Origin of the sequence: Stenotrophomonas sp. 278, assembly GCF_003935715.1 — a bacterium.
GTDB classification, from domain to species: domain Bacteria; phylum Pseudomonadota; class Gammaproteobacteria; order Xanthomonadales; family Xanthomonadaceae; genus Stenotrophomonas; species Stenotrophomonas maltophilia_AH.
This window is the reverse complement of the sequence record NZ_RHPP01000194.1, coordinates 1-5,971: the sequence shown is the minus strand read 5'-3', so window position 1 is coordinate 5,971 and position 5,971 is coordinate 1. Positions and strand designations below refer to the sequence as shown.

General features: G+C 67.6%; 7 protein-coding genes. 3 read left to right on the top strand and 4 right to left on the bottom strand.

Translation table 11 applies throughout. The annotated features are described in order from the left end of the window. Window positions 1–802: glycoside hydrolase family 3 C-terminal domain-containing protein (locus EGJ34_RS20020; RefSeq protein WP_185750270.1), on the top strand; the 802-nt coding region annotated here is incomplete at its 5' end. Window positions 803–1,016: 214 nt separating this feature from the next. Then, window positions 1,017–1,649, top strand: coding sequence for a hypothetical protein (locus EGJ34_RS20015; protein ID WP_125362197.1), 633 nt, complete (start codon window positions 1,017–1,019; stop codon window positions 1,647–1,649). Window positions 1,650–1,704: 55 nt separating this feature from the next. On the opposite strand, the gene EGJ34_RS20010 is transcribed toward EGJ34_RS20015, so the two are convergent. Next, window positions 1,705–2,853 carry a PQQ-dependent sugar dehydrogenase gene (locus EGJ34_RS20010; RefSeq protein ID WP_125362196.1) on the bottom strand — a complete coding sequence of 383 codons (1,149 nt, stop codon included), beginning with the start codon at window positions 2,851–2,853 and terminating at the stop codon, window positions 1,705–1,707. A 153-nt stretch (window positions 2,854–3,006) separates the two neighbouring features. Between EGJ34_RS20010 and yiaA the strand changes: the two genes are divergently transcribed. Beyond that, complete coding sequence (gene yiaA / locus EGJ34_RS20005) at window positions 3,007–3,474, top strand: inner membrane protein YiaA (protein WP_125362195.1); 468 nt, start codon at window positions 3,007–3,009, stop codon at window positions 3,472–3,474. Window positions 3,475–3,541: 67 nt separating this feature from the next. Here the strand turns inward: yiaA and EGJ34_RS20000 are convergent, their stop codons facing one another. The 3 genes from EGJ34_RS20000 to EGJ34_RS19990 form a co-directional block, all read right to left on the bottom strand. Beyond that, the gene (locus EGJ34_RS20000) at window positions 3,542–3,910 is read right to left on the bottom strand and encodes a hypothetical protein (RefSeq protein ID WP_125362194.1); all 369 of its coding nucleotides are present in this window, start codon (window positions 3,908–3,910) and stop codon (window positions 3,542–3,544) included. 181 nt (window positions 3,911–4,091) lie between these two features. Further along, window positions 4,092–5,414: an amino acid permease gene (locus EGJ34_RS19995; RefSeq protein WP_125362193.1), complete on the bottom strand. Its 1,323-nt coding sequence runs from the start codon at window positions 5,412–5,414 to the stop codon at window positions 4,092–4,094. Further along, on the bottom strand, window positions 5,411–5,971 hold a 561-nt coding region (locus EGJ34_RS19990), incomplete at its 5' end, for a L,D-transpeptidase family protein (RefSeq protein WP_125362192.1). The genes EGJ34_RS19995 and EGJ34_RS19990, both read right to left, overlap by 4 nt.

Here is a 5,971-nt window from a genome sequence, read left to right as displayed (position 1 = left end):
GCTGCGCGCCGACGTGGTGGTGCTGGCGCTGGGCGAGCCGCAGCGTTACAGCGGTGAAGCGCAGTCGCGCGTGGAAATCACCCTGCCGCCGGCGCAGCAGGCGCTGGCCGAAGCGGTGGCCATGACCGGCAAGCCGCTGGTGGTGCTGTTACGCAATGGCCGCGCGCTGGCGCTGCAGGGCGCGGTGCGCAACGCCGCCGCCGTCGCCATCACCTGGTACCTCGGCACCCAGACCGGTCCGGCCGTGGCCGACGTGCTGTTCGGCGACTACAACCCGTCCGGCCGCCTGCCGGTCAGCTTCCCGCAGGTCAGCGGGCAGCAGCCGTTCTTCTACAACCATCCGCGTACCGGCCGCCCCGAGCTGCCGACCATGTCCGAGTTCAAGGCACGCTGGCGCGAGATCCCGAACGCGCCGCTGTACCCGTTCGGCCATGGCATGGGCTACACCACCTACGGCTACGGCGTGCCGCAGCTCAGCCAGGCCCGGCTCGGCTGGGACGACACCCTGACCATCACCACCACGGTCACCAACACCGGTGCCGTCGCCGGCGAGGAAGTGGTGCAGCTGTACGTGCACGACCGCGTCGCCAGCCGCGTGCGGCCGGTGCGCGAGCTGAAGGGCTTCCGCAAGATCGCGCTGCAGCCGGGCGAGAGCGCCGAAGTGGTGTTCACCCTGGATCGCCATGCGCTGGGGTTCACCGGGCGTGACGGTGTGTACCGCGCCGAGCCGGGGTTGTTTGATGTGTGGGTGTGCGCGAGTTCGATTGCCGGGGAATCCGTGCAGTTCGAGTTGTTGGGATAAATCCGGTAGCGCCGGCCGTTGGCCGGCCCTCCTGAACGTGGGACACATTCGGTGGGCCGGCCAACGTTATGGATGCCATCCTGGCATCCACCCTTCGGGCCGTCGCTAGGCGACGTTGGGAACGGCTCCTGCCGTTCCCTTCGGCGCTACCGGATACCGTTGTCGTCACACGCACTGACCTACGCTGGCACCATCCCATTCGGATGGAACACACATGCGCCTGACTCCGCTCCCGCTGCTCCTCGCCCTCACCACCCCCCTGTGGCTGGCCGCCTGCAGCAAGCCCGAATCTTCCTCCACCACCGAAGCGCCCACCGCCACCGCGCCCGCGGAAGACGCGCCGGTGGCCGGCAATTCCCCCGACGCGGTCCCCGCCACCAGCGAACCGGCCCCAGCCACCACGCCCGCACCCGCGACCACCGAAGTGGCTGCCGGTGAAGCCGCCGCCTCCGGCGACGATCACGCCGCCGCCGCGGAAGGCGACGCGCGCCAGCGCATCGAGCGCCTGCTCGGCGATGCCGATCAATACGAAAAGGTGTTCAACGACCTGCAGCGCGGCATTGCCGCCGATGACAGTGCCGCCGTCGCCGCGTTGCTGCGTTACCCGGTGCGGGTCAGCGTGGACGGCAAGACCGTGAAGCTGGCCGATGCCGCTGCATTCCAGCGCGATTACGCAAAGATTGTCACGCCGGCGCTGAAGGCGCTCATCGCCGAGCAGCGTTTCGACACCCTGTTCGTCAACCAGCAGGGCGTGATGCTGGGGCAGGGCGAGGTGTGGATCACCGGCAAGTGCCTGGACAAGGCGTGCGGGGAGTCCGAAGTGAAGGTCAACAACATCGGCAGTTGATTGCCCGATGCGGCACCGCGAAGGACGCGCATGGCGCGTCCCACGCGGTGGCGAATTACCGCTTCGGCGTCAACTTCAACAATCGCGCCTTGCTGCCATCTTCCAGCACCCAGATCGCGCCATCCGGGCCTTCCTCAACCTCACGGATCCGCTCGCCCATCGCAAACCGCTCCGCTTCCCGGGCGTTGTCACCATCAAACGCCACCCGCACCAGCGAGGTCGACGACAACCCACCAATGAAACCGCTGCCCTTCCACTGCGGGAACTGCGAACCGTTGTAGATGATGAAACCGGCGGGCGAAATCACCGGGGTCCAGGTGATCTTCGGGGCTTCAAATTCCGGACGCGTGCTGTGGTCGGGAATCTCGCGGCCATCGTAATGATTGCCGTTGGAGACGATCGGGTACCCATAGTTCTTGCCGCGCACGATCAGGTTCAGCTCGTCGCCGCCGGCCGGGCCCATCTCGTGCACCCACAGCTTGCCCTTCGCATCAAAGGCGATGCCCAGCGCATTGCGATGTCCGATCGACCACGCCTGCGCCGCCACGCCGCCCTGCGAGGCGAACGGGTTGTCACCCGGCACAGTGCCGTCGTCATTCAGACGGATGATCTTGCCCAGGTTGCCGCTCATGTCCTGGGCCGGGTCGAACTTCTGCCGCTCGCTGGAGGTGATCCACAGCTTGCCGTCCGGGCCGAACGCCAGGCGGTGGCCGTAGTGGCCCTTGCCGCTCACCTTCGGGGTCTGCCGCCAGATCACCTTGAAGTCCTGCAGCGTGCCGCTGCCATCCGCAGCCAGCACCAGCTTGGCGCGCGCAACGGCGGCGCCACGCGTGTCACCGTCGCCCTCTTCGGCGTAGCTCACGTAGACCCAGCCGTTCTTCGCAAAGTCCGGGTGCGGCAGCACGTCGCCCATGCCGCCCTGGCCGCCGTAGGCCACCTTCGGCAGGCCCGTGATCGCCGCACGCTTGCCGGTCTGCACGTTGAAGTGCTGCAGCGCGCCTTCCTTCTCGGTCACCAGCAGGCTGCCGTCCGGCAGGAAGGCCATTGCCCACGGCTGGTCGAAGCGGGCCACTTCAGTGGCGGTGAACGGCCAGTCGGCCTTCTGGACCACTGGTGCAGCGGTCGGGCCGGCGGCCACGCAGGCGGTGGTGAACAGGGCGGGGGTGGCGGCCAGGGCCAGGGTGAGCAGCAGATGGCGGGGCATCAGGGTGTCTCCGTCAGGGGTGCGATATCCAGCCACGGTTGTACAGCATGGCCATCAACACCGCGTGGACCATAGGTCATCCCCGTAGGCGCGAGGCCCCGATTCAGCTACCGTACGCAGCAACACGGATGCTTCAAAACGGAGTTTCGCCCCATGACCACCAGCGTACAGAAGCCTTCTCCCGCCTTCATCGCGGCCTCCTGGACGGCACTGCTGCTGGGCGCGGCGGCCTACCTGATCGGCCTGTTCAACGCCGAAATGGCGCTCAACGAGAAGGGCTACTACCTCACCCTGCTGCTGTTCGGCCTGTTCGCCGCGGTGTCATTGCAGAAGAGCGTACGCGACCGTGTGGAAGGCATTCCGGTCAGCGGCCTTTACTACGCCCTGTGCTGGTTCGCCCTGCTGGCCTCGCTGCTGTTGCTGCTGGTCGGCCTGTGGAACGCCACCCTGCTGCTCAGCGAAAAGGGCTTCTACGGCATGGCCTTCGCGCTCAGCCTGTTCGGTGCCGTGGCCGTACAGAAGAACACCCGCGACCTGATGGCCGCGGGTGTGGATGAACCCAAGCGCACGGCCAAGCTGCCGCCGCTTCCGCGCTCCGATAGCTCTGCCGAGCCGCAGTGATGAACGCGTCGCCACGCGCCCGGTATTGGCCGGGCCGATGGCACCGCTTTCCACGTATCGCCCGGACTTACGTCCCCCTTGGCACGCCCTTGTCCAGATGCGCCTGCCGCAACGCGGTGGACTCATCCCAGCCACGCTGTACGGCCGAGCGGGCCTGCTCCCAGGTCAGCTTGCTGGTCGCATGCTCCTGCGCCCAGCGCGACTGCAGCTCTGCTTCCACCTGCTCGTAGGCCGCGATCACCTCGTCGGCCCGCGTGCGCTGGTGGCGCGCGCTGTAGCCCAGGTAATACGCAGGCTCGTAATCCTCGAAGATCAGGTCGCTGCTGCTGTCGTAGTAAGGTTCGGCGCTGAAGCGCTCGCGCCAGTAGTCGGAGACCGCTTCGCGCGGCACGCCGTCTTCCGGCACCCGGCCGGGAATCTGATAATCAGGGCTCATGTCTGGCTCCGGTGGGGTGAGGGTCTACCGTAGCCGTGTGCCGGTTAACGCCGTGGGCGCGGCGGGTGAATGGTGGATCAAACCGGCCGCACGTCCCGCCACGACCAACGGTCGTGGCCTACCGTCGGGTCACCAACGAACCCACCGCCCGATCGTGCGCCGACGATCCGGATCCGGTAGGTCACGACCGTTGGTCGTGACCGCCCTTCCGCGGCATCAAATAAATAACCCCACCCACCGCAAACGCAATCAACGCCGCCGCAATGTTCTGCCAGCTCGCACTGGCAAACAGCGCCAGGCACAGCACCAGCGCCAGGATGGGAATCAACGGCCCACCGGGCAGCCTCAACGCCCCTGGCCGGTCGCGGAAACGCCGCGCCAGCACGATCACCGCCGCCGCCGTGCCGATATACGCAAACAACCGCGTGGTCATCGACAACAACGCCAGCTGCACGAACGATCCACTCAGCGCCAGCAGCAGCGCAATCAAGCCCTGGGTCACAATCGCCGCCGCCGGCGTGCGGAAGCGCGGATGCACCTGCGCCAGCAGCTTCGGCCCGTAGCCATCGCGCGCCAGCGCGAACAGGAAGCGCGGTCCCATCATCATCGTGTTGCTGTTGGTGCCCAGGATCGAAATCGTCGCACCCACGGTCAGAATCAGCGCCAGCGCCTCGCCCCCAAACCCGGCCGCCGCATCCGCCAGCGGCGTCGCCGAGGAAGCCAGCCCCGGCAGCGTGCCCTGCGCAATGAACTGCACCGCCCCGTAAATCACAGTCACCGTCACAATCATGGTGATCAGCGCGAACGGGATGTCGCGCTTCGGGTTGCGGTACTCGCCCGCCGCCGCCGGAATGTTCTCAAAGCCCGCGTACGCATACAGCAGCAGCAACGCCGCCTCGCCCATGCGCTGCAGGTCATGCGGATCCGGGCGCTGGCCCGAGAACGCCAGGTCCATGTCCACATGGAACGCTCCGATCATCACGAACAGCAGCAACGGCAGCAGCTTGCCGATCACCAGCACGATCCCGGTGCGCGCCGCCGAACGCACGCCCATCACGTTCACCGCGGTCAGGAACCCCAGCGACACCACGATCACCAGCACCCGGCCCAGGTCATGTCCCGCCCACGGCCAGAACCGCGCCACCGCGTCGGCCAGTGCGTTGCTCAGCGCCGCCGCCGAGCTGATCCGGGTCAGCCAGATCATCCAGCCGATCTCAAATCCGGCGAAGCGCCCGAATGCCTCGCGCGCATACAGGTAACTGCCGCCCGGTTCGTCGAAGTAGCTCGCCGCCTGCGCGTAACACAGCACCAGCAGCGCCACCACGATGCCCGCCGCGACCACGCCCCACAGGCTGAACGGACCCAGCAGCAGGACCGTGGCCGCCGGCAGCAGGTAGATCCCGCTGCCGATCACGTCGTTGATCGAAAGCCCGACAATCTGCCAGCGGCTGACCGCACGCTCCAACTGCGGTTCGGAAGGCGCGCCCGGGGACGAGGTGCTCATGGCGCGCCCTGCTCCGGCAGCTGCCACTGCGCCTGCAGCTGCGCGTACTGCGCCTTCGGCAACAGCACGAAGCGCGGCCGCGCGGCCGGCGTCAGCCAGCCCAGCAGCGTGGTCATGTGCGCCGGCTCCATCGCCGTGCAGCCGGCGGTGGCCTCGCCCGGCGTGCGCCACAGGTGGGCGAAGATGCAGCTGCCGCCGCGCGGCACCGCCTTCGGGTTGTGCTCGATCACAAAGCCCTCGCGGTACCGCACGTCGCCCTTGTTGTGCAGGTCCAGCCGCATCGGCTCGGTGGAACCTTCCACCGCCTCGGCCCCCACCACCTCCGCATCGACGATGCGGTTGTAGTACTTCGAATCCGGCACGTCCATGCAGTAGCTGCTCTCGCGCATCGGCTGGTAGGGCAGGGAAGTGCTCACCTTGTCCGCATAGCCGAACGCCTCGCCAATCGCGAAGATCCCGGCCGGGCTGCGCCCATCGCCTTCCTGCTTCTGCGGACCGCCGCTCTGCGCCGGGTGCAGGCCCGTGCCCCAGGCGCTGCCGCTGCGGCCCACCGCCAC

Coding starts and splice junctions, on each gene's coding strand:
- EGJ34_RS20010 (WP_125362196.1), bottom strand. CDS start 2,853: ATGCCCCGCCATCTGCTGCTCACCCTGGCCCTGGCCGCCACCCCCGCC.
- EGJ34_RS20015 (WP_125362197.1), top strand. CDS start 1,017: ATGCGCCTGACTCCGCTCCCGCTGCTCCTCGCCCTCACCACCCCCCTG.
- yiaA (WP_125362195.1), top strand. CDS start 3,007: ATGACCACCAGCGTACAGAAGCCTTCTCCCGCCTTCATCGCGGCCTCC.
- EGJ34_RS19995 (WP_125362193.1), bottom strand. CDS start 5,414: ATGAGCACCTCGTCCCCGGGCGCGCCTTCCGAACCGCAGTTGGAGCGT.
- EGJ34_RS20000 (WP_125362194.1), bottom strand. CDS start 3,910: ATGAGCCCTGATTATCAGATTCCCGGCCGGGTGCCGGAAGACGGCGTG.